Genomic DNA, 20,731 nt, shown 5'->3' with positions numbered 1-20,731 from the left:
CCCACCGGAAACCTCCGGTGGGCCTTCTCGGTTGCGGGGAACCGGGTTCAGCGGTGACGCACGCCGAGGTGGGTCAGCGCGTCACCGAGGAGCCGGGCCCGGGTGTCCGAGCCGTCGACGCCTTCGAGGCCGAAGCCCCAGTAGACGGTCCGCGCGGTCTGGACGCCGGCGCCGAAGTGGTAGCCGATGCCGGGCTGGGCCGCCCAGGCCGCGGCGGTGGTGACGGCGGTGCCGGGCGGGGGCGGGCCCGCTTCCCAGCCGCCGAGACCGTCCTCGAACGACGTCCGGTCGGTGACCGTGCCGTCCTTGGTGACGGCGGTGTCGTCGACGAACACGCCCAGGCCGGAGACCGCGAAGTCCTGCACGTAGCTGATCGACAGCTCCACCTGCGAGCCGGCGTAGCGGGACAGGTCCACCTTCCAGTCCTGGTAGCCGCGGGAGTTGCCACTGGCGGCGTTCCACGATCCCGTCGTGCCGCTCGACGTGCAGTCCGGCTTCGTGGTGTCCTTCGACGGGTTCGTCTGGTAGTGCGCCAGGAACGGGTGCAGCGAGTCCCAGTTGATGTCGCAGGACAGGCCCGCGTCGGTCGAGGTGTGCCCGTTGAGGTCCGGCAGCGTCGTCCAGTCGTCCTGCCCGGCGTGGTGCGCCTCGACCAGCACGAAGTCGGAGCGCGGTTCGGTGTCGTAGGAGACCTTGAACGACAGGTCGCCGGTCCGGGCGCCGGTCAGGTCCACCGTCTTGCGCAGCCGCTCGAAGCTCGCCGGCACCGAGGGCGCCAGCGCGTAGTGCGTGCCGGTGACCGGTTCGAAGGGCGATGTCCCGGCGAAGCCGACCGAAACCTCCGAGGAGAACTGCGGGAACTGCCGGGCGGGCAGCAGGCTCGACGCGGTCACCATGCCGTACGTGTGCACCTGGTTGTCCGCCGAGTCACCGCCGTCCAGCTTCAGCGGCAGCGGACCGGACGCGGTGTTCGCCACCAGCGGCAGCGTGCTCGCGTCCGCCTTGGTGACCGCGGCCTGGGTGTGGGTGTACGCGCCCAGCCAGTACTGCAGGAAGTCGTCGGTCAGCACCGCGCAGTCCTTCACCGTGCCCGGGCCGGACCCGGTGGTGTCGCAGTACGGCGGTTCCCCGTGCGGGTTGTACGCCGCGCCGAGCAGCTGCGCGTTGGCCGCGTTCTGCCCGGTGTAGAGCAGTTTCCCGCCCTCGTTGAGGTAGTCGCGGGCGGCGAGGATCTCGTCGTCGGCCAGCTTCGACGTACCCGTCTGACCCGGTGCGCCGGCACCCCGGATGAAGCTGTCGTTGGCCGTGTACCAGATCACCGCCTTGTAGTGCGAGAGCACGCCGAGGGCGTCGGGCGCGGTGCGGTGCTCGGCGTCCACGTCGTAGACGTCGTAGCCGACCTTGTTCGCGTCCAGCGCCGAGCGGTAGTACTGCAGGTGGTTCGGCTTGGTCCGGTCGGCGTACGGCGGCGATTCCAGGGTGCCGCCCGGCTGGCCCGAGTAGTCCTCGGCCGAGAGCACGAGCACGGGGTTGCCGCTGGTGGAGCGCACCGAGTAGGTGAACGGGTCGGCCTTGGCGGCACGGGCGGTGAACCAGACCCGCACCTGGTCGCCCGCCTTGGTGCCGGTGATCGTGCCGCGCAGCTGGTGGTAGTACAGGTTGTAGCCGCTGCCGTAGCGCTCGCCGCCGGTGAATTCGTGCGTGGCCGCGGTGCGCTCGCGGCCGCCGTTGACGCTCCAGTGCAGGATGACCGGGCCCAGTTCGCGCTTGGCGTCGACGGCGACCTCCTGCGGGGTGCCGTAGGAGACGCCGAAGGTGTGCGGGACGAACGCCGGCGTGGTGCGGCCCAGGTGCGAGACCGGGTTTGCGGGATCCGCGGAGGAGTGCGCGATGTCGAGCGCGAACGGGAGGTTCTTGACGAACGCCTGCTCGATGTCGGCGTCGCTGTCCTGGAACTCGAACCGGGAACCACCCCCGCCGCGGGCCGGGTCGCCGCCGTCCATCTCCACGGTGAACGACGTCGTGTGGTAGACGGTGTTCGCCGTGTCGTCGGTGATGCCGCCGTTGCGGAACGGGAACGAGAGCGGGCCGGGGATGTAGGGCTTCGGCGCACCGGGCGGGTTGGAGCCGATCGCCGGGGTCGCGTCGTCACCGGCCAGCGCGTGGTAGACCGGGTCGTCCGCGGCGGCGGTTTCGATCTGGTAACCCACCCCGTAGAGCAGCCGCTCGGCGTCGGTGACGTGGTAGTTGACCAGGAACTTGAACCCGATGCGGCCCAGCAGCCCGTCCATCGCGCGGGTTTCCGGCTCGGATTCCGGCCCGGTGCCGCGGTAGGTTTCGTAGGTGGGCACCGGCGAGGAGTCCTCGTTGTCGAACCCCCAGTGGGCCGGGAAGTTGCGGTTGAGGTCGACGCCGTCCCCGGTGTCGATCTTGCCGTTGCCGTTGGTGTCGCGGGCGTTCTTGCGCCACAGCCGGTTGCCCGGGGTGAAGGAGATGTCGTAGCCGTCGGGGTTGGCCACCGGGACGACCCAGATCTCCTTCGTGTCGACGATCTTCGTCAGGTCGGCCGAGGAGACGCCGGCCAGCGGCGTGCCTTCGGTGCTCTTCGCCGGGCCGCGGTGGCCGTAGTTGTCCGCGAACAGGTGGGTGAGGCGCCGGACCTGCTCGTTGTCCAGCCACTCCCGCGCGTGCTGCCCGCCGACGTAGAGCACCGACGGCTTCGAGCCGTCCCGGTTGCCGGGCCGGCGTGCGTCCTTGGTGATCCGCAGCGCGAGGATCGGTTTGCCCTGCAGCGATTTCCCGATGACCTCCGGCTTGACGAAGTCGGGGTGCGCGGCGGCGATGCCCTGGAACTCCTCGTACAGCGTCGGCCGCGGTTTGCCGTTTTCGGTGCCGGCGTAGGTGTGGTCGAGGTAGGGCCGGTAGACGTCGTAGGTGCCGGGTTCGGCGGCTTTCCGGGCCGCGGACGTGCCGGCCGTGCCCGTCCCCGTCATGGGGACGGCGGTGATGCCGAGCTTGGTGAGCGCGCGGGCCTGGTCGCCGGTGGCGTCGATTTCGATGCTGCTGCCGCTGTCGCCTTCGGCGACGTCGAAGCCCTGGCCGGCCAGTTCGCGCACGACCGCGGGACTGGTGACGTCGACGCGGTAGGGCCGCAGACCGGCGGGCTCGGCGGCGGCGGGGGTGCCGGTCAGCGGCCCGGTGACGAGCGCGGGCAGCAGTACGGCCGCCAACGTCCAGGCGGCTCTCCGGCCCGGGCGCGGCAACGGCGGTTTCCGTTTCATGGTTTCCCCTCGGGGGCGCCGCGCGAACCGCGGCGGAACGGGCAAACGGTCGTCGACCAGCATCACGGCCCGGCCCGGTCGCCGGATGGGTGGTGACTACCCACCTTGTCGGGGCGGCGCCCGGGCTGGGTGCGCACACCGGAAAGTTGGGTAGCGCGCACCCAAGCCCGCCGCCCGGCGCCGCGCTTAGCGTTCGGGCACGGCGTTTTCCCGCCGGCTCAGCGAATTCGGCGATCGGTGGAGGTCGTTCAGCGTGTACCAGTACACACATTCGGTGCGGCCCGAGCCGGACTGGCGGCGGTTTCCCGGCTGGGCGGCCGTGAGCGCCGGCGAGTGGGCGGACGTGCAGTGGCAGCGCGCGCACTGCGTCAAGAGCGTCCGCCAGCTGGCCCAGGTCTGCGGCGGCTTGCTCGACGACGGGTTCTACGCCGACCTGCAGCGCGACCGCGAGGAAGCCGCGACGATGTCGCTGCTGCTGCCCCCGCAGGTGCTCAACAGCATGGTGCCGGACGAGCCGCCGTCGGCGAAGGCGATGCTCGCCGACCCGGTCCGCCGGTACATGCTGCCGGTGTTCTCCGACCGGGACCCGGACTGGCCGAGCCATCCCCACGCAAGCCGCGATTCACTGCACGAAGCGGAAATGTGGGCGGTGGAGGGGCTGACCCACCGCTACCCGACGAAGGTGCTGGCCGAGATCGTCTCGACGTGCCCGCAGTACTGCGGGCACTGCACGCGCATGGACCTCGTCGGCCCGTCGACGCCGCAGGTCGCGAAGTACCGCTTCGCCCAGCGCGGCGAAGACCGGCTCGACCGCATGCTGGCCTACCTGGCGGCGACGCCGTCGGTCCGCGACGTGGTGGTCTCCGGCGGCGACGTCGCCAACGTGCCCTGGCCCCGGCTGGAGGCGTTCCTGCGGCGCCTGCTGGAGATCGAGTCGGTCCGCGACATCCGGCTGGCGACCAAGGCGCTCGTGGCCCTCCCGCAGCACTGGCTGGCCGAGCGGGTGCTCGACGGTATCGCCCGGATCGCGGCGACGGCGCGCAGCCGGGGCGTCGGCCTGGCGGTCCACACGCACGCCAACGCGGCCCAGCAGGTGACACCGCTGGTGTCCGGGGCGGCCCGCGCCCTGCTGGACCGCGGCGTGCGCGACGTCCGCAACCAGGGCGTGCTGATGCGCGGCGTCAACGACAGCGCGGCGGCGGTGCTGGACCTGTGCTTCGCCCTGCTGGACAACGCCGGGATCACGCCGTACTACTTCTACCTCTGCGACATGATCCCCCACGCGGAGCACTGGCGCGTGCCGCTGCACACCGCCCAGCGCATCCAGGACGGGATCATGGGTTTCCTGCCGGGCTTCGCCACGCCGAGACTGGTCTGCGACGTGCCGTACGTCGGCAAGCGCTGGGTCCACCAGGCGGCGTCCTACGACCGGATGCGCGGAGTTTCCCGCTGGACGAGCGAATACCGCGCCCAGGTCCTCACCGTCGACGAGAGCGGCCCGACGGCGGGCACGTACTACGACCCGATCGATTCCCTGCCGCCGGAGGGCCGGCTGTGGTGGTCGAGACAGCGCGACGAACTCGCCGCGGCCAGGTGACCCACCGCCCGCCGCCGTGAGCCTTCCCGTGCTGAGCTGATCGGCTGTCCTGTTCGACGTCGGCGGGACAGGATCGCCGTCGTTTCTTGTTTCGCCGCGATGGACGTTGTAGACAGTCCCGAGCTGATTGAAACGTTTTTACGACGGCGGGAGACGTTCGTGCGCTCTCATCGCGTCCGTCGCGGCGTCGGCGGACATCGCGCACTCGCCCGGTGGCTGCCGACCTGTCACCGGAGAGGGAACGCGATGGTTTCGCGCCTGATGACGGCTTCGTCGGCCTCGCTGATCTTGCTGGTCCTGGGGGTGACGCCCGCGGGGGCCTATCCGGCGGCTCCTCTCGGGGGCCTTCAGGTCGGCAGGCTGCAGGTCGAGCACCAAGCCGACCTGCTCGGCGTCGACGTGGCCCGGCCGCGGCTGGGCTGGGTCCTGGACGCCAGGGGGAGTGCCCGCCAGTCGGCGTACCGGATCGCGGTGTCGACCGAGCGCACCGGGCCGGCGAACGTCTGGGACAGCGGCGAAGTGCGGTCGTCGCAATCCTTCGACGTTCCCTACGCCGGCCCCGCGCTGCGAGCGCGCACGCGCTACTTCTGGCGGGTCCAGGTCTGGGACGCCGCCCAGCGCGCTTCACGGTGGAGTGAGCCGGCGTCGTTCGAGACAGCGTTCCTGGCGCCAGGCCAGTTCCGGGGTGATTGGATCGGCGCGCCGGCGGCCTCGACGCCGCCGTCGTTCGACGGGGCGAGCTGGATCTGGTACCCGCAAGGCAATCCGGCCGACTCGGCGCCGGCCGGGACGCGGTACTTCCGGCGTGCCTTCGAACTGCCCGCCGGCGAGCAGCTCACCGCGGCCCGGCTCGACCTCACCGCCGACGACAGCTTCACCGTGTACGTCAACGGACAGCAGATCGCGGCGTCGCCACCCGTGGCCGATTCCTGGCGGACGGCGACCACCGTGGACATCGCGGCCGCCCTGCGTCCCGGCCGCAACGTGATCGCCGCCCAGGCGACCAACGCCGCGGCGGGTCCGGCCGGGTTCCTGGGCAAGCTTCACTTCGAAGGCGCGGGCGCCCCGGCCGACGTCGGCACCGACGGTGCCTGGAAGTCCGCCGACACCGCCGCGGCCGGCTGGCAGCAGCCCGGCTTCGACGACACGGCCTGGCCGCAGGCGCTGGTCGCGGCCGCGTACGGGGCAGGCCCGTGGGGGAGCTCGGTGACCACTCCGCCGCCGCCGGAACCTCTGCTGCGCAAGGAGTTCACCGCGGACAAGCCGATCCGGTCCGCTCGCGCGTACGTCGCCGGCCTCGGCTACCACAAGCTCTACCTCAACGGCGGCCGGATCGGCGACCACGAGCTCGACCCGGCGTTCACCGTCTACGGCAAGACCGCTCTCTACGTGACCTACGACGTCACCGATGCCTTGCGAGCGGGCCGGAACGCGGTGGGCGTGAGCCTGGGACGCGGGTACTACGCGATGACGAACCCCGACGAGTGGGTGGCTTCACCCTGGCACGGCGAGCCGAAGCTGAAACTCGAGCTCGACATCACCTACCAGGACGGCAGCACCCAGCAGGTCACCAGCGGCAGCGGCTGGAAGGTCGCCGACGGGCCCACCCGGACGGAGTCGCTCTGGTTCGGCGAGTCCTACGACGCGCGGCTGGAGCAGCCGGGCTGGAACCGCCCCGGGTTCGACGACGCCGGCTGGCGGCAGGCGGCGGCGGTGTCCGCCCCGGCGGGCACGCTCCGCGCCGAGGCGTTCCCGTCGATCGCGGTGACCGACCGGCTGCCGGTCGCCGCGGTCACCGCGCCCAGCGCCGGTGTGCACGTCTACGACGTCGGCACCACCACGGCGGGCTGGGCGCGGGTCGCCGTGCGCGGGCCCGCCGGCGCCCAGGTGAAGATCACCTACGGCGAGAAGCTGCGGCCGGACGGCACCGCCGACAACACCGGCGGGTTCGGCATGCAGCTGCAGTCCTACTCGTACACCCTGAACGGCACGGGCCTGGAGAGCTACCGGCCCGGCTACAGCTACGCCGGCTTCCGGTACGTCCAGGTCGCCGCGCCGGCGGGCGTCACCATCGAATCGGTCACTCCGGAGCGCGTCCACACGGCGGTCGCCACCACCGGCGGCTTCACCAGCTCGAACGCGCTGCTCAACCGCTACGACGACGCCGAAGCGAACACGATCCTCAACAACCTGCACTCCGTCCCGACCGACACCCCGATGTACGAGAAGCGGCCCTACACCGCGGACGCGCACCTGTCGGCCGACTCCGCGATCGCCCACTTCGACATGCAGGACTTCTACGAGAATTGGATGCGCGCGCACCGCGACGACCAGAACCCGGACGGGACGATCGGCCAGACCGTGCCCGCGACCGTGGGCGGCAAGAAGGTGGCCGACCCGGTCTGGTCGGCGAGCTTCGTCCTGATCAACTGGGATCTCTACTGGTACTACGGCGACACCCGCCCGCTCGCCGAGAACTACGGCGCGATGAAGGCCTGGCTCGGCCACTACGAGCAGGACATCGCCAAGACCGGGAACATCTACACGGGCTTCAGCTACGGCGACTGGCTCGCACCCGGCGCCGCGTTCCCGCCCGAGGGCACCCGCCTCGCCGGCACCGCCTACCTCCACCGGACCACCACGGCGATGGCCCGGATCGCGCACGCCCTCGGCCACGACGACGACGCCGAGCACTTCGAAACGCTGGCGGCCACGATCGCGAACGCGCTCAACGCGACGTTCTTCGACAAGTCCGCCGGCGCCTACTACGACGACCGCGCCGCCGGCTACCGCCAGACCTCCAACCTGCTGCCGCTGAGCCTCGGCATCGTCCCCGCGGCGGACCGCCCGGCGGTCGTCGCCCACCTCGTCGACGACATCAGGACCCGCGGGGTCCACCTGAACACCGGCGCGCTGGGCACGAAGCTGATCCTCCCGGCGCTGACCGACGCCGGGTACGGCGACCTCGCCTACCAGGTGGCCACGAATCCGACGTACCCCGGCTGGGGCTACTGGTTCACCGCGCTCGGCGCCACCACGATGTGGGAGGAGTGGCCGGCCACCTCACGTTCGCACGACCACGCCTTCCTCGGCACCGTCGACGACTGGCTCTACCAGCGCGTCGCGGGGATCCAGCCGGCGGCGCCCGGCTACACCGCGGTCAAGATCCAGCCCTACCCCGTCGGGGACCTGACGAACGCGTCCGCGCACGTCGACTCGCCGGTGGGCCGGGTGAGTTCGGCTTGGACCCGCGAACACGGGCGCTTCACCCTGCGCACCGGGGTGCCCGCCGGAGCGACGGCCGAAATCTTCGTTCCCACCCGGGACGGCCGCGCCGTGCAGGCGCCGCCGGAGGCTCGGTTCGAGGGCCTGCGCACCGGCTACGCGGTCTTCCGCGTCGGCTCCGGCGACCACGTGTTCCGCTCCGCGACGTGAGGGTGGTGCGGTCCTACCCGGGTGCCGAGAGCGCACGGACGGCGTCGTCGATCTCCAGGTCGATCAGCCGCTGGGCGTCGATGCTCCGGTCGTCGAACATGCCGGTGAGTTCGAGGCTGACGATCCCGTGCACCCGCGTCCAGACCATGAGGGCGACGCGGGCCACCCGCGCGCTCGTGTCCGGCCGTTCCTGCGACCGCGCCCACTTGCCCAGCTGCCCGTCAAGCGCGCGGTCGCCACTGGTGGCGTCCGCACGCGAGCCGTCTCCGACGGCGGTCAGCACGTCGATCAGCAGCGCCATCGCCTGGTCGAGCGGGGTCGGCCCGCCCGCGTCGGCGGGCAGGTCCCCGCCGCGTTCGCCGAAGAGCATCCCGTAGCGCCGCCGGTGCCGCAGTGCCCAGTCGCGGTAGGCGGTGACCAGCAGCCCGATCCGCGCGCGCGGTGCTCGCCTGCTCCCGTGGACCGCCTGCGCCATGGCGTCGGTGAGCTGCCGGTATGACAGCGTGATCAGGTGCTCCACCAGCGCGTCCCGTGACGCGAAGTAGCGGTAGACCGCCGGCGCGGACATCGCCATGCTCCGGGCCAGCGCCGCGATCGAGAGCGCGTGGACGCCGTCGGCGTCGATGATCGCGAACGAGTTGTCCTCGATCTCCTGCAGCGTCTGGGCCCGCAGCCGCTCACGTCGGCTCGGCTTCGGCGGTTCTCCGGTCATCGCCGCATCCTAACGGACCGTCGCACTGTTGCCGGTCCATCGCCACGCTATGTGCCCTAACGTCGTGGCCCGGCCGTCACGCGGTGCCGCAGGCTGTCCACCATCGTTTCGACCTCGCTGCGGTAGAGCAGGCCGGGATCGATCCCGGTGCCCACCGTGTGCTGCCCCAGTTCCAGGCTGATCAGTCCGTGCAGCCTGCTCCACCACACCAGCCCGAAGTGCCGCACGCCGGCCGCATCGGGGGGAGCGCCGGCTTCGGCCACGACGTCGAGGAGCACGTTCATGCTCCGCTGCGCGTCCGAGGCGACGCAGCCGTGGGGAGACTCGCAGGCCAGGCGATAGGCGTGGGGCTGGGCCAGTGCCCACTCCCGGTACGCGATGGCGACGGCGCGCAGCCGCGACGCGGGCGTGGTGGCACCCGCCGCGGCGGCCTCGAGGGTGCGGGCCAGCGCCAGGTGCGCGTCGACGGCCAGTTCGGCGAGCAGTTCGTCCCGGCCGGCGAAGTAGCGGTACAGCGCGGGGGCCGACATCGCCATGGTGCGCGCGACGGCGGCCAGCGACAGCGCCTCCGGTCCGCCGGAGCGCACCTGGGCCATGGCCGCTTCCTTGATCTCGGCCACGGTCCGGCGCCGGTACCGGTCACGTCGGGTCAGCTGCTGCTCGGGCATCACGAGCACCTCGTTTCGTGTTATGGGTTGACTCAGTATGACATGTCAATGCATAGTTACTGGCATTAACAGAGCGACGAGCAGTCGCCGAGGCCGAGGAATACGCCGCCCCGGCGTCCGATCCCTTCCATCACAGTGAGGAAACCACCATGAAGATCTCCGCAGTGAAGCGCGTTCTGACCGTTCTCGCCGCCGCCGTCCTCGGTCTCACCGCCCTCAGCGGCAGCGCGTTCGCCGACCACCGTCAACCCGGGCACGGCGGTCCCGGCATCGTGGCGGCCTGGGCGTCGGCGTGGAGCGGGACCGACCCGCAGGCGCTGGCGAAGCTGTTCACCACCGACGCCACCTACACCGACTTCGGCGTCAACGTGGTCTCGACGGGCCGGGACGGCGTCGCCTCCTGGAAGGAGCGCACCGACCTGTTGATCGCGAACGTGCACGTCACGGTCAAGGAGTCGTTCCGCGGCGGCGACCACATCGCCGTCGAGACCGTCTACTCGGGACAGATCCACGGCGCGCCGGCCCCGTTCGCGGTGCCCGCCACGACGATCCTCGAACTGCGGCAGGGCATGATCGTCAGCGACCGGGACTACTACAGCCTCGCCACCCTGCTGGCCCAGTCCGGCCTGCCCGCCGACTGGACCCCGCCGACCGCCTGACGCTCGGGCACGCGGAAACGCCGGTGGATGTGGGTATTGTGCGGATACGACACCGCGGTCATCCCCGCGACCATTCCCCCGAGAACGGGAGTCACCGCAGATGAGCGCACGGCAATCAGTCCTGAGTCTGGTTCCGGCGCTGCGCCGAGGTGAAGCCCTGCGTCGTGGGGGCTACCGAACACAGGTGGAGTTCCTGGAGCTCGTGATCGACGGCGTCCGGTTCGGCGAGATCCTGCAGGAGCGTGACGGCGGGGCCACGGTGATGTCCGATCTGGTGTCCGTGCTGGTTCCCTCCTGGCCGGACGGTTTTTTGGAACGACAGGTACGGCGGCTTCTGGGGAAGGCGCCGGCCGAGCTTGCCGACGGGCGCCTGGCGTTGTACGTGTGCCCGGAATGCGGTGACCTCGGCTGCGGGGCGGTGACCGTGGCCGTCCGACGTACGGGGAACGAGGTCGTCTGGACCGCTCCCGGATGGCAGACCGACTACGAGCCCGACGTCGAGGACTTCGAGGGACTCGGGCCCTTCCGGTTCGAGAGGCGTCAGTACGACACGCTGCTCACGACCCTGCTGCGCCGCGACTAGCGTTGCCTGGCGATGATGATCGCGGAACCGGATCACCGTCAGGCAATGATCCCCTGTTAGCTGTATAACGCCCTGTACGGCAGCGATCTTGAGATCATGCGCCCCTACGAGATCCGAGCGGACTTCTCCTGCTAACGGTCACCAAACATGGAGGACCACCGGTCGTAGGTGGGCATACCGGGAAGCCGGCGGATCAGGTGGATGATCGACTCGCCGGTGGCGAGTTCTTTGGTGCGGCCGCTGGGTTGAAATCCGACGCGCTGGTAAAGGCGTTGGGCAGGACGATTGGCGGCTCCGGTCCACAGTTGCAGGCAGGTGTGCCCACGGTGAGCAGCGTGGCGGGCGATTGCTTCCAGCAATTGTTGCCCGATGCGGCGCCCCCAATGGTGGGGGTGGACGAAAACCATGGAGATGTGGCACAACTCGGGGAGTGGCAGGCCGGTGCCGTCGAGGTCGCAGCCCGGTTCGGCCAGGGCCATACCGATGAGGTCGTCGACGTGGAACGCGACGAGCACCAAGGATGTCGGCTCGGTCAGCTTGGCGTGTACTCGGGTGATGCGGTCGTGGCTGGGCGGTTTACCTCGGGCGGTGTTGGCTTGCTGCCAGATGTCGACGGCAGGCAGCACGTCTGCGTGTCCCGCGACGCGGATCAGCGCCGGTAGTGGGCCGGCCATCGTGTCCTCCACTGGCTACTCGGTGGCTATCCGTTAGGTTCACGACAACCGGAGCGGTACCGAGGATGGTCCTGGACGTGCTCGCCATGAAGACGAGGGTGGCCTTGTCGTCCGGCGTTGACCAGAGCGATGCCGGCCAGAATGATCAGCAGGCCAGTGCCGGTGGCGAGCGTGGGATGTTCTCCGAGAAACAGCGTGCCCCAGGCGATGCCGAAGACCGGCACGAGGAACGTGACCGACAGCGCCCCGGTGGGACCGACCCGGGCCAGGAGCCGGTAGAACAAGCCGAACCCCAGCGCGGTGCAGCCCAGGGCGAGCGCCAGGACAGCGGCTCCGGTACCGACGTCAGGGGCCGCGTTCGGGGGCAGGGCCAAGGCGGGTGGCAGCAGGAGCACCGCAGCCGCGAGCTGCTGCCCGGCCGCCAGGGTGGTTGGTGGTGTGCTCGGGAAGCAGGTCTTGGCGTAGACCCCGCCGGCTGCCAACAACAGGGCGGCGAACAGGCTGGCGCCTGCCGCGGCGAACAGGTTCACGTCGAGCTGGAGCGGACCCAGCCCGACGAGCACGGCCACACCGAACACGCCGAGCAGCACGCCGGCGACGCGACGGGCCGTGAGGGTTTCCTGGCCACGCGCCGCTGCGATCAGCAGGGTGAACAGCGGAACGGTGGCGTTGAGGATGGCGGCCAGTGAGGCGGTGATCCGCAGTTCCGCGGCGGCGATGAGGGTGAAGGGGCCTGCCGCCAGCGCGCCGAGCACCAGATAGCCCTTCCAGTCTTTGCGCCATGCAGGTGCCTGCCGCAGCGACGCGACCACGACGAGCAGGGCCAGTCCGGCGAGGAGAACCCGGGCCTCGATGAGCGCGACCGGTCCGAGCACCGGAGCCGCGACGCGCATGAACAGGAACGAGGCTCCCCACAGCGCCCCGACCGTCAGCATGAGCAGGCCGGTACGCAGCGTCAGCCGGTTCCCGCTGATGTTCGGACTTGTCACCTGGATAGGAATAGGACACCGTGGGGCAGGAGGCAAACATGTACAACGCACAGCAGCATGAGAGCGCATCATGAACCTGGCCCAGCTCCGCGGGTTCGTCGCCGTGGCCGGCGAGGGCAGCTTCACCGAAGCCGCTGCGGCGCTCGGGCTGACCCAGTCAGGAGTCAGCCATGCGGTCGCCTCCTTGGAGCGCGAACTCGGTCTCACCTTGTTCACCCGGGCTCGGGACGGCGTCACCTTGACGACCCACGGCGAAGACGTGCTGGTCCACGCGCGGGAAGCTCTGCGCCGGGTCGACCGTATCGCCGAGGACGCCGCCGCCGCGGCCGGGCAGTACCGAGGTCGGCTGCGCGTAGCCGGAGTTCCCAGCTCCTGCCCATTGCTGGCTCCGCTGATCGGCGCGTTCGGTCATCGCTTCCCCGATGTCGACGTCGTCCTTCTCGAAGGGAGCGACAGCGAGGTGATGCACTGGCTCCGTGACCGGGTCGCCGACCTCGGAGTGGAGGTCGCCACCGCCGCCACCTCCGATGGCCTGACCCTGGCCGAAGACCGCATGGTCGCGGTGCTCGATCGTGGCCACCCACTCGCCACCCAGGCGTCGCTGACCCTGGCCGACCTCACCGACGACCCGTTCCTGCTCTCCGACGGCGGCTGCGAACCGCTCCTGGAGCGCATGCACCACGCCGCCGGGCTCACCCTGCAGCCCAAACTGCGGATCCGGGACACGACCACCCTGCTCGCCCTCGTCCGTGAGCACGTCGGGGTCACCGTGATCCCCGAACTCTCGCTCACCGACCAGCGCGGGCTCGCCGCCATACCCATCGCACCGCCGGCCTACCGGCGGCTCATCCTCACCCCGGCGGATCCCCACGACGTCGGACCGGCCGCCCGAGCTTTTCTCGACCTCGCCGCACACATGACCAGCCTCCCCGGCTGTGGCTCCCCAGGAACCGGGACTGCACGACCTCCGCGACGACCGCCTGCACGATGATGTCCGCCACCGGATAGCGCAGCGGACTTCTTGCCGGAGGAACAGCGTCCCGGCGGCCCCAGCGACCGCAACGGCGAGCCAGGTGCCGGTGCCGCGATGCAGAGCTCACCCGAGGTAGCGCTCGTTGACGCATTCTGCGATGAGCAATCGCGCCCAAGTGAACATCCGTAGCAAATCGTTCGCGTCATACGGGATTCGTTGTGGCCGCCTGGGTGTGGTTCGTGTCGATCTGTTCGGCCACGCGATCGAAATGCCGTCGGATATCCGGTCGCACCCGTTTGGAGGTACCGAGTTCTGTGTCGGTGGCTAACATCGAGTTATGGGGCAAGGGGGTTGAAAACTCACTTGCTGTACCCGGTGAACTGGCCCGGCAAACGGTAAAGCTCGAGTTCAACCCCGGTTAACGCGCGTTATCTCGCGTCGTCGACAAGGGGGAGGTGAAAGTATGCTGTACGACCACTGATCACTGCTGCAGCAAAAGCAGGCGCGTTGTGGTCGGCGCACTTACGGTGTCGCCACAACGCGCCTGCTCCGCCTGAACGCGGCGTGATCGGAAATGGACTGGGGGTTGCTTTGGCGCCGTACGACAACCGCGACAGCAAACCGCACGACCCTTATTACGAGCCGCTGTCGCCGGAGGTGATTGCCGACCCGCACCCGTTCTATCGCCGGCTGCGCGAGGCGCATCCGGTGTACTGGCACGGCATGCTGGACTCCTGGGTCGTCACCGGGCACGCCGCCGGGCGCCAGGTGCTCACCGACACCACCCGGTACGCCTCGGACTTCCGCCGGGCCGGGATCGACGTTCCCAACACCGCGTTGAGCCTGCAGCGGCTCGACCCGCCGGACCACACGCGGATCCGCCACCTGCTGGTGACCGCGCTACACGAGCTGCCCCTGCGGACGACCGCCGAGCACCTGCGCGCGGTCATGACCGCCCGGCTGACGGCGCTGGCCGGCACCGGCCCCGCCGACCTGGTCACCGGCTTCGCCCGCCCGGTCGCGCTCGAAACCATCTGCGGGTACCTCGGCGTGCGGCCACCCGACGGCGTGGACTTCGAGCTGCAGTCCAACGCCATCGTGCGGAGCATGGACGCCGGCCTCGACCCGTCCCGCGCCGAGGCCGGGATCCGGGCCAGGGCCGCGTTGAGCAGCCTGGTCGCCGGCTGGCTGGCCGATGACGACCGCTCCGGGTTCGTCGCCGCGGCCCGCCGAGCGCAACAGGCGCAGCCGGAGATCACCGAGGACCTCCTGGCGAACTCGCTGCGGGCGATCCTGCACGCGGGCTACGAGTCGTCGAGCCGGCTGCTCGGGGCCGCCCTGCTCCGGTTGGCGCGGCAACCCGCACTGCTGGACCTCCTGGCCACACCGGAGGGCGCCGACGACCTGGCCGACGAAATCGTCCGGCTCGACGGGTCCGTCCAGGCCGACGGCCGGGTGTGCGTCGCGGACGGCGAGCTGGGCGGCCGCCGGATCCGCCGGGGCCAGGTGGTGATCGTCCTGCTGGCCGCCGCGAACCGCGACCCCGCCGTGTTCCCCAGCCCGGACGAGGTGAACCCGCGGCCGCGGCGCGGCCGGCACCTGGGACTGGGGCGCGGTGCGCACGCCTGCCTGGGTGCCGCGCTGGTCCGGCAGCAGCTGCAGACCCTGTTCGGGTGCCTGCGCCACGACGGATTCACGATCACCTCGACCGACCGTCCCCGCTGGGAGGACACCGCGACACTCCGCGGGCTGACGTCGCTCCCGGCCGAGGTGTCCGCCCGCCGGACGGCAACCGCCGCCGGTCCCCATCCGATCCGGGGGTAGCGATGCGCGTACACCGAACCGCCCACCGTCTCGTCGTCCTGGTGCTGGCCGTGCTGCTGGTCCCGTGGTGCGCTCCCGGCGCGAACGCCGCGCCGGAGGGGCTGCCCGGGTGGCTGGCGGCCCGGGTGACCGGCGACGAGGTCCTCACCCACCTCCAGGCACTGCAACGCATCGCCGACACCCACGGCGGCACGCGCGGCTACGACCGGCCGGGCTTCGCCGCGTCCGTGGGCTACGTGTCCGCCCGGCTGCGTGCGGCCGGCTACCACGTCGAGTACCAATCGGTGCCCTACACCGACTTCGTCGTGGACACCGAGGCCCTGGACGCCGGGGAACTCGGTGCAGTCCGGGTGCTGATGACCCGGTTCACCCCGTCGACGACGACACCCGGCGGCCTCGACGCCCCGCTGGTGACGCTGCCCGCCGGCCGCACCGGCTGCACGGCCGCGGACTTCGCCGGCATCGGCGCGCCGGGATCGGTCGTGCTGCTGGCCCGCTCCGGCTGCACGCTGCAGGCGCAGCAGCAGCTGGCCACCGCCGCGGGCGCCCGCGCGGTGCTGAGCTACCGCGTCACGCCCTCGCCGGAGAACAGCTACCGGTTCATCGCCTTCGACCCGCCGAGCTTCGCGATTCCGCTGGCCTCGGTGTCCCAGCGGGACGCCGAGCGCCTGGCCCGGGCCGCCGGTGCGGGCCTGCGCGTGCACCTCGACCTGCAGGGCCGGACGGTGCCGAGCACCACCGTGAACGTGATCGCCGAGACCGAGGGCGGCGACCCGGACCACGTCGTCCTGGCCGGTGGGCACCTCGACAGCGTCACCGAAGGCCCCGGCATCAACGACAACGCCTCGACCGCCGCCACCGTGCTGCAGACCGCGCTCAGCCTGGCTCCGCGCCGGCACGAGCCGGCGAACAAGGTGCGGTTCGTGTTCTGGGGTGCGGAGGAGCTGGGCGACGTCGGATCGGACTACTACGCCGCCGCACTGACGTCGCAGGAGCGAAACCGGATCAAGGCCGTGCTGAACGCGGAGCTGATCGCCTCGCCCAACGCGGTCCGCTTCGTCTGGCAGTCCGGTCCGGGCGAAGACAACTCCATCGCGGAGCTGTTCGGCCGGTGGTTCGGCGCCCACGGCCTTCCCTACGCGCCGGAGCCGTACACCGCGGTCGGTTCGGATCACCTTCCGTTCCACGACCTCGGCATCCCGATCGGGGGTATCGACGCCGGAGTGCTCGGCGTGAAGACCTCGGAGCAGGCCGCCGTGTACGGCGGGCAGGCCGGGCAGCTGTTCGACCCCTGCTACCACCAGCCCTGCGATCGCGTCGGCGGGCTCAACCGGACCGCGCTGGCCGAGAACGCCCCGGCGATGGCTTGGGTGCTCGCCTCCCTCGCCACCGACGGCGCGCTGGGCCGGAGTCGGCCCGCGGGCAGGTGAATTTCACCACGGAATCCAGTCCTGACTCACTCACTCGGACCGCGGGTGACCGTCGCCGGGCGGAGGAGCGCCTCGGCCGGCCGGCCGCCCGATGGGCGCGCCGGCGGTGTCAGCCTGAGCAAGCCGAACGCGACGACCGTCTGCACCACCAGCACGAGCGCCTGCGTCAGGGGTGAAGTGACGGTCAGCAGCGCGATCGTCGTGTTGACGCCGAAGTGGACGGCGATCGACGCCGGCACACCGCCGCGTTCGTAGGCGTATCCGGTCAGCAGGGCCATGGGGATGACGCTGAGGGTGAACAGCAGCCCGCCCCAGCTGAGCAGTCCGAACGCCGCCTGGACGGTGCCCGGGATGAAGAACAGCGGCAGGTGCCACACCGCCCACACGACACCCAGCAGCAGGCCGGCCTGGAGGCGGCTCATCGACGCGCGCAGGCGGGGGAACGCCGTGCCGCGCCAGCCGGGCTCTTCGGCCAGCGGCCCGCCGATCAGCATGCCGACGAGGAACGCAACGGGGCCGCCGGCGGTCGTGATCAGGTTCTGCCCCGCGGTCAAGCTCGGTGGGGGACCGCCGAGGGCGTCCGCGAGGAACGCGGCCGCCACCACGGTGGCCGAGGCCAGCACCAGCAGGGGCAGCCCCCAAAACCATCGCACGCCCGGCCTGGAGCTCACCGAATGGGCCGGCCGGGGTTCCCGGCGGCGGGCCCGGCGCACCCGGACCACGATCGCGCCGAGCACCGGGCCGAAGCCGCCGAGCAGGTAGGGGATGACGGTGGGGGAGCTCATCGGCGGCCCGCCGAGCAGGATCGCGACGGCCCAGCACGCCCAGCTCGTCGTGAACGCGACAACCCAGAAAAGAGCCAGCCCGCTTTCCCGGCGAACGGGGGAGGAGAAACTCACGGTTTTCCTTTCGTGCGGCAAATGGGCAGTGTGCAGCCAGGGAACAATGCGGAATTCGCTTTTGTCAGGCTTGTTCGGCGGCCGGGGACGTTTCCCGGAGCCGGCGGGCGAGCCAGCCGGACACCTGGGCGAGCAGGCCGGGGTCGATCGGGCGGCGCAGCTGACGGCGGTAGGACCGCACCGACGCCGGGCCGGGGTCGCGGCGCAGCAGGTGCGTGAGGTCGGGGATCCGGTGGACCTCGGCCTTGCCGGGCACCAGCCGGCGGATCTCGTCGAGGTCCGCCGGGTCGACCTGGACGTCCTTGCCGCCGGTGACCGCCAGCACGGGAACCCGGATGTTCGCCAGGTCCGCGCGCGGGTCGTGGGTGAGCAGCTCGCGCATCCACCGGGCGTTCACCGGCATCCCGGCGACCCGTGTGACGTCCGTGCGGGTCGTCTTGATCCGGGCCAGCAACCGCCCGCCGAAGGCCCGCAGGACCGGCCGCACGAACGCGGGCAGATCGCGGACGATCATCCGGGCTTGTCGGCGGAGAGCGTCCTCGCCGAGGCAGGCGAAGCCGGCCAGCAGCACCACCGCGGCGACGTCCGCGTTCGCGCCGAGGGATATGGCGTGGACGGCCCCTTCGCTGTGACCGGCCACGCCGACGGCGCCGGTCCGGATGTCGGGTCGCGCGGCCAGGGCGCGCACCGCGGCGGCAGCGTCGCGGCGGTTGTCGGTGAACCCGGTCGCGCGCCAGTCGCCGGGTGTGGCGCCGACCCCGCGCCGGTCGTAGCGCAACGTGGCGATCCCGTGCTGCGCGAGCGCGGCGGCGAGTGCCGGCCCGAAGTCCATGCGGAGCCGCGCGGTGTTGCCGTCACGGTCCAGCCGCCCCGATCCGGGCAGCAGCAGGACGGCGGGGTGCGGGCCGGCGCCGGGGGGCAAGGTCAGGGTGCCGGCCATGCGCAGCCCGTCGTCCGCCGTGACCTGCATGTCGACGTCCCGCATCACGGTCTTCCTATCATTATCGATCATGCAAACATTCTCGGATATGAGAACAGTATCGCATGTGAAAACATTCGTCCATGGCTACCTCGGACCTCCTCCTGCACCCCGTCCGGATGCGCATCCTGCAGGCGCTGTTCGACGCCGACCCGCTGACCACCGCGCAGCTGCGGGCGCGTATCCCGGAGATCGCGCCGGCGACGATGTACCGGCAGATCGCGACGCTGGTCGAAGCGGGTGTGCTGGAGGTGGCGGAAGAACGGCGAGTGCGCGGTACGACGGAGCGCAGCTACCGGGTGCGCAAGGAGGAGGCGGTGGTCGACCCCGCCGCGCGCGCGGCGATGTCGCGGACGGACCACCGCCGGGCGTTCACCGCGTTCGCGGCCTCGTTGATGGGGGACTTCGACCGCTACCTCGCCCACGAGCACGCCGATCCGGCCGCGGACGGCGTGGTCTACCGGCAGGCGGCGGTGTGGCTGAGTGACGACGAATTCGCCGTGATGATCGAGGAGATCGAGAAGGCGGTGCTCTCGCGGACGGGCAACACCCGGGACGGCCGCATCCGCCGGGTCATCAGCCTCGTCGCCGTGCCGGACGAACCCTCGGCGGGCACCGAGTCCTGAGCGCGGACATCGCCGTCCTCTTCGCGACGCTGTTGCGGCAGGTGCGGGCGCCCCCGCCGTGACGATCAGTGCGCTGACCCCGGCGACGGTTCAGCTGTCTGGATCTGGCCGGCCGCTGTGATCGAGGAGGCCGGCGAGGTAGATGTCGGCGTGGCGGCGGGCGGTGGACTTCCAGTCCGGGACGTGGGGGAGACCTTGGGCCAGCAACGCGCCGAACGTGACGATGTCCGCTCTGGTGACCTCGGGCCGGATCGTGCCGTCGTGCTGTCCCCGTTCGAGGATCGAGTCCAGTGTCCGGTGGGCCTCGTTCCGCAGCGCGACCGTAACCTCGTCGCTGGTGGTGGGGCCGCCGTGCATGGGGAGCACGAGGTCCGATCCGTGCTCGATGGTCTGCTCGAGGAAAAAGCGGATCCTCTCGATCGGGGGTCCGTCGAGGGCCGCGGCTCGGCGGGCGGTCTCCAGCACGAGCTGGAAGGACCGGCGCGTCAGGGCGCCGAGTAGCGCATCGCGCGAGGGGTAGTGGCGGTAGACGGTTCCGACGCCGACCCCGGCGTCCGCCGCGATGGTGGCCATCGGGACCGCGGTCCCTTCCCGGCGGACCGCGGCGGCGGCGGCCGCCAGGACCCGGTCGCGGTTGTCGATCGCGTCTCGCCGCAGCTCCCGCTGCCTGCCAGGTCCGCCTCTGCTCTCGCTCACGGCTCCGATCATTGCAGTCCGGTGCTTCGCCGAGGTCGTTGACAGCCACTTAGCCGGACGATATCGTCCGTTTATCGCGCCTGAGTGCCGCCGAGTCGCATGTCCTGACCCCCGATCACCGTCGATCCGGTCCGTACGAATCTCCGGAATGCAGGACTGTCCACTTCGAACGGAGCCACCCGATGAGCATGGCCTACCTCGCCCAGCCCGACCAGCAGCGGAAGCTCGAGTGGCTCGACGGCGGCACACTGTCGATCCTGCTCGACGGCGCGGCCACCGACGGCCAGCTGATGGTCGGCCGGTTCGACGTGGGCAAGGGTGAGGCGCCGCCGTTTCACTTGCACACCAAGGAAGACGAAGTCTTCATGCTCATCAAGGGCACCGCACTGGTCTGGGTGGGTGAGGAGGAGATGGAGCTCGCGGAGGGCGGCATCGTCTTCCTGCCCAAGAACATCCCGCACGCCTACCGCATCACGTCCACGACAGCGGACCTGTTGATGATCAACACCCCGGCGGGGATCGAGGGCATGTTCCGCCACGCGGGCCGCGATCGGGCCGAACCCCGGCCGGACGGTTTCGAGATCTCGCCGGCCCGGATGGCCGAGGCGGCGGAGAAGTTCGGGAACGTCATCGTCGGCCCGCCGCGCTGAGCAGTCTGCGCCCACCCCCACCCGGCGTGGCGGCGGTGCTCGAATCCTCCGGCCAT

17 protein-coding genes are annotated in these 20,731 nt (G+C 70.9%); 9 read left to right on the top strand and 8 right to left on the bottom strand.

All coding sequences use genetic code 11. The annotated features are described in order from the left end of the window. Positions 1 to 47: 47 nt before the first annotated feature. Positions 48 to 3,281: a M14 family zinc carboxypeptidase gene (locus QRY02_RS13790; RefSeq protein ID WP_285991915.1), complete on the bottom strand. Its 3,234-nt coding sequence runs from the start codon at positions 3,279 to 3,281 to the stop codon at positions 48 to 50. Between the two features lie 253 nt (positions 3,282 to 3,534). On the opposite strand from QRY02_RS13790, the gene QRY02_RS13785 reads away from it, so the two are divergent. After that, positions 3,535 to 4,878 (top strand): KamA family radical SAM protein, encoded by a 1,344-nt coding sequence (locus QRY02_RS13785; protein ID WP_285991914.1) that lies wholly within the window; start codon positions 3,535 to 3,537, stop codon positions 4,876 to 4,878. 246 nt (positions 4,879 to 5,124) lie between these two features. Next, positions 5,125 to 8,313: a family 78 glycoside hydrolase catalytic domain gene (locus tag QRY02_RS13780; protein WP_285991913.1), complete on the top strand. Its 3,189-nt coding sequence runs from the start codon at positions 5,125 to 5,127 to the stop codon at positions 8,311 to 8,313. A 13-nt stretch (positions 8,314 to 8,326) separates the two neighbouring features. Here the strand turns inward: QRY02_RS13780 and QRY02_RS13775 are convergent, their stop codons facing one another. Further along, positions 8,327 to 9,025 (bottom strand): TetR/AcrR family transcriptional regulator, encoded by a 699-nt coding sequence (locus QRY02_RS13775; protein ID WP_285991912.1) that lies wholly within the window; start codon positions 9,023 to 9,025, stop codon positions 8,327 to 8,329. Between the two features lie 56 nt (positions 9,026 to 9,081). Beyond that, complete coding sequence (locus QRY02_RS13770) at positions 9,082 to 9,693, bottom strand: TetR/AcrR family transcriptional regulator (protein WP_285991911.1); 612 nt, start codon at positions 9,691 to 9,693, stop codon at positions 9,082 to 9,084. A 149-nt stretch (positions 9,694 to 9,842) separates the two neighbouring features. Here QRY02_RS13770 and QRY02_RS13765 point away from each other — a divergent pair, with 149 nt between their 5' ends. Both QRY02_RS13765 and QRY02_RS13760 read left to right on the top strand, forming a co-directional pair. Next, positions 9,843 to 10,352 (top strand): nuclear transport factor 2 family protein, encoded by a 510-nt coding sequence (locus tag QRY02_RS13765; protein WP_285991910.1) that lies wholly within the window; start codon positions 9,843 to 9,845, stop codon positions 10,350 to 10,352. A 184-nt stretch (positions 10,353 to 10,536) separates the two neighbouring features. Then, entirely contained in the window at positions 10,537 to 10,935 is a 399-nt protein-coding gene (locus QRY02_RS13760; protein WP_285991909.1) for a hypothetical protein, read from the top strand. A 131-nt stretch (positions 10,936 to 11,066) separates the two neighbouring features. Here the strand turns inward: QRY02_RS13760 and QRY02_RS13755 are convergent, their stop codons facing one another. Then, complete coding sequence (locus tag QRY02_RS13755) at positions 11,067 to 11,621, bottom strand: GNAT family N-acetyltransferase (protein ID WP_285991908.1); 555 nt, start codon at positions 11,619 to 11,621, stop codon at positions 11,067 to 11,069. A gap of 14 nt (positions 11,622 to 11,635) precedes the next feature. Further along, entirely contained in the window at positions 11,636 to 12,598 is a 963-nt protein-coding gene (locus tag QRY02_RS13750) for a DMT family transporter (RefSeq protein ID WP_285991907.1), read from the bottom strand. A gap of 70 nt (positions 12,599 to 12,668) precedes the next feature. On the opposite strand from QRY02_RS13750, the gene QRY02_RS13745 reads away from it, so the two are divergent. The 3 genes from QRY02_RS13745 to QRY02_RS13735 all read left to right on the top strand — a co-directional run bounded on the left by QRY02_RS13745 (position 12,669) and on the right by QRY02_RS13735 (position 16,825). Next, a complete protein-coding gene (locus QRY02_RS13745; RefSeq protein ID WP_285991906.1) occupies positions 12,669 to 13,589 on the top strand; it encodes a LysR family transcriptional regulator in 921 nt (306 codons plus the stop codon). Between the two features lie 573 nt (positions 13,590 to 14,162). After that, positions 14,163 to 15,395: a cytochrome P450 gene (locus tag QRY02_RS13740; RefSeq protein WP_285991905.1), complete on the top strand. Its 1,233-nt coding sequence runs from the start codon at positions 14,163 to 14,165 to the stop codon at positions 15,393 to 15,395. 2 nt (positions 15,396 to 15,397) lie between these two features. Continuing rightward, the gene (locus QRY02_RS13735; protein ID WP_285991904.1) at positions 15,398 to 16,825 is read left to right on the top strand and encodes a M28 family peptidase; all 1,428 of its coding nucleotides are present in this window, start codon (positions 15,398 to 15,400) and stop codon (positions 16,823 to 16,825) included. Positions 16,826 to 16,851: 26 nt separating this feature from the next. Here QRY02_RS13735 and QRY02_RS13730 read toward each other — a convergent pair whose 3' ends face one another. Together QRY02_RS13730 and QRY02_RS13725 are read right to left on the bottom strand one after the other, a co-directional pair. After that, positions 16,852 to 17,724: a CPBP family intramembrane glutamic endopeptidase gene (locus tag QRY02_RS13730; protein ID WP_285991903.1), complete on the bottom strand. Its 873-nt coding sequence runs from the start codon at positions 17,722 to 17,724 to the stop codon at positions 16,852 to 16,854. Between the two features lie 64 nt (positions 17,725 to 17,788). After that, positions 17,789 to 18,736: an alpha/beta hydrolase family protein gene (locus QRY02_RS13725; RefSeq protein WP_285991902.1), complete on the bottom strand. Its 948-nt coding sequence runs from the start codon at positions 18,734 to 18,736 to the stop codon at positions 17,789 to 17,791. Positions 18,737 to 18,786: 50 nt separating this feature from the next. Here QRY02_RS13725 and QRY02_RS13720 point away from each other — a divergent pair, with 50 nt between their 5' ends. After that, positions 18,787 to 19,329, top strand: coding sequence for a helix-turn-helix domain-containing protein (locus QRY02_RS13720; RefSeq protein WP_285991901.1), 543 nt, complete (start codon positions 18,787 to 18,789; stop codon positions 19,327 to 19,329). Between the two features lie 90 nt (positions 19,330 to 19,419). Here the strand turns inward: QRY02_RS13720 and QRY02_RS13715 are convergent, their stop codons facing one another. Then, positions 19,420 to 20,025, bottom strand: coding sequence for a TetR/AcrR family transcriptional regulator (locus tag QRY02_RS13715; protein WP_285991900.1), 606 nt, complete (start codon positions 20,023 to 20,025; stop codon positions 19,420 to 19,422). A 182-nt stretch (positions 20,026 to 20,207) separates the two neighbouring features. On the opposite strand from QRY02_RS13715, the gene QRY02_RS13710 reads away from it, so the two are divergent. Further along, positions 20,208 to 20,675 (top strand): cupin domain-containing protein, encoded by a 468-nt coding sequence (locus QRY02_RS13710; protein WP_285991899.1) that lies wholly within the window; start codon positions 20,208 to 20,210, stop codon positions 20,673 to 20,675. Positions 20,676 to 20,731 lie beyond the last annotated feature (56 nt).

The organism is Amycolatopsis sp. DG1A-15b (assembly GCF_030285645.1).
Taxonomy (GTDB): Bacteria; Actinomycetota; Actinomycetes; order Mycobacteriales; family Pseudonocardiaceae; genus Amycolatopsis.
This window is presented reverse-complemented; position numbering and strand designations above follow the sequence as displayed.

Bases quoted from the DNA above. Each gene is read 5' to 3' on its own strand.
- QRY02_RS13790 (WP_285991915.1), bottom strand. From the start codon at position 3,281: ATGAAACGGAAACCGCCGTTGCCGCGCCCGGGCCGGAGAGCCGCCTGG.
- QRY02_RS13780 (WP_285991913.1), top strand. From the start codon at position 5,125: ATGGTTTCGCGCCTGATGACGGCTTCGTCGGCCTCGCTGATCTTGCTG.
- QRY02_RS13775 (WP_285991912.1), bottom strand. From the start codon at position 9,025: ATGACCGGAGAACCGCCGAAGCCGAGCCGACGTGAGCGGCTGCGGGCC.
- QRY02_RS13770 (WP_285991911.1), bottom strand. From the start codon at position 9,693: ATGCCCGAGCAGCAGCTGACCCGACGTGACCGGTACCGGCGCCGGACC.
- QRY02_RS13765 (WP_285991910.1), top strand. From the start codon at position 9,843: ATGAAGATCTCCGCAGTGAAGCGCGTTCTGACCGTTCTCGCCGCCGCC.
- QRY02_RS13745 (WP_285991906.1), top strand. From the start codon at position 12,669: ATGAACCTGGCCCAGCTCCGCGGGTTCGTCGCCGTGGCCGGCGAGGGC.
- QRY02_RS13735 (WP_285991904.1), top strand. From the start codon at position 15,398: ATGCGCGTACACCGAACCGCCCACCGTCTCGTCGTCCTGGTGCTGGCC.
- QRY02_RS13725 (WP_285991902.1), bottom strand. From the start codon at position 18,736: ATGATCGATAATGATAGGAAGACCGTGATGCGGGACGTCGACATGCAG.
- QRY02_RS13720 (WP_285991901.1), top strand. From the start codon at position 18,787: ATGGCTACCTCGGACCTCCTCCTGCACCCCGTCCGGATGCGCATCCTG.
- QRY02_RS13710 (WP_285991899.1), top strand. From the start codon at position 20,208: ATGAGCATGGCCTACCTCGCCCAGCCCGACCAGCAGCGGAAGCTCGAG.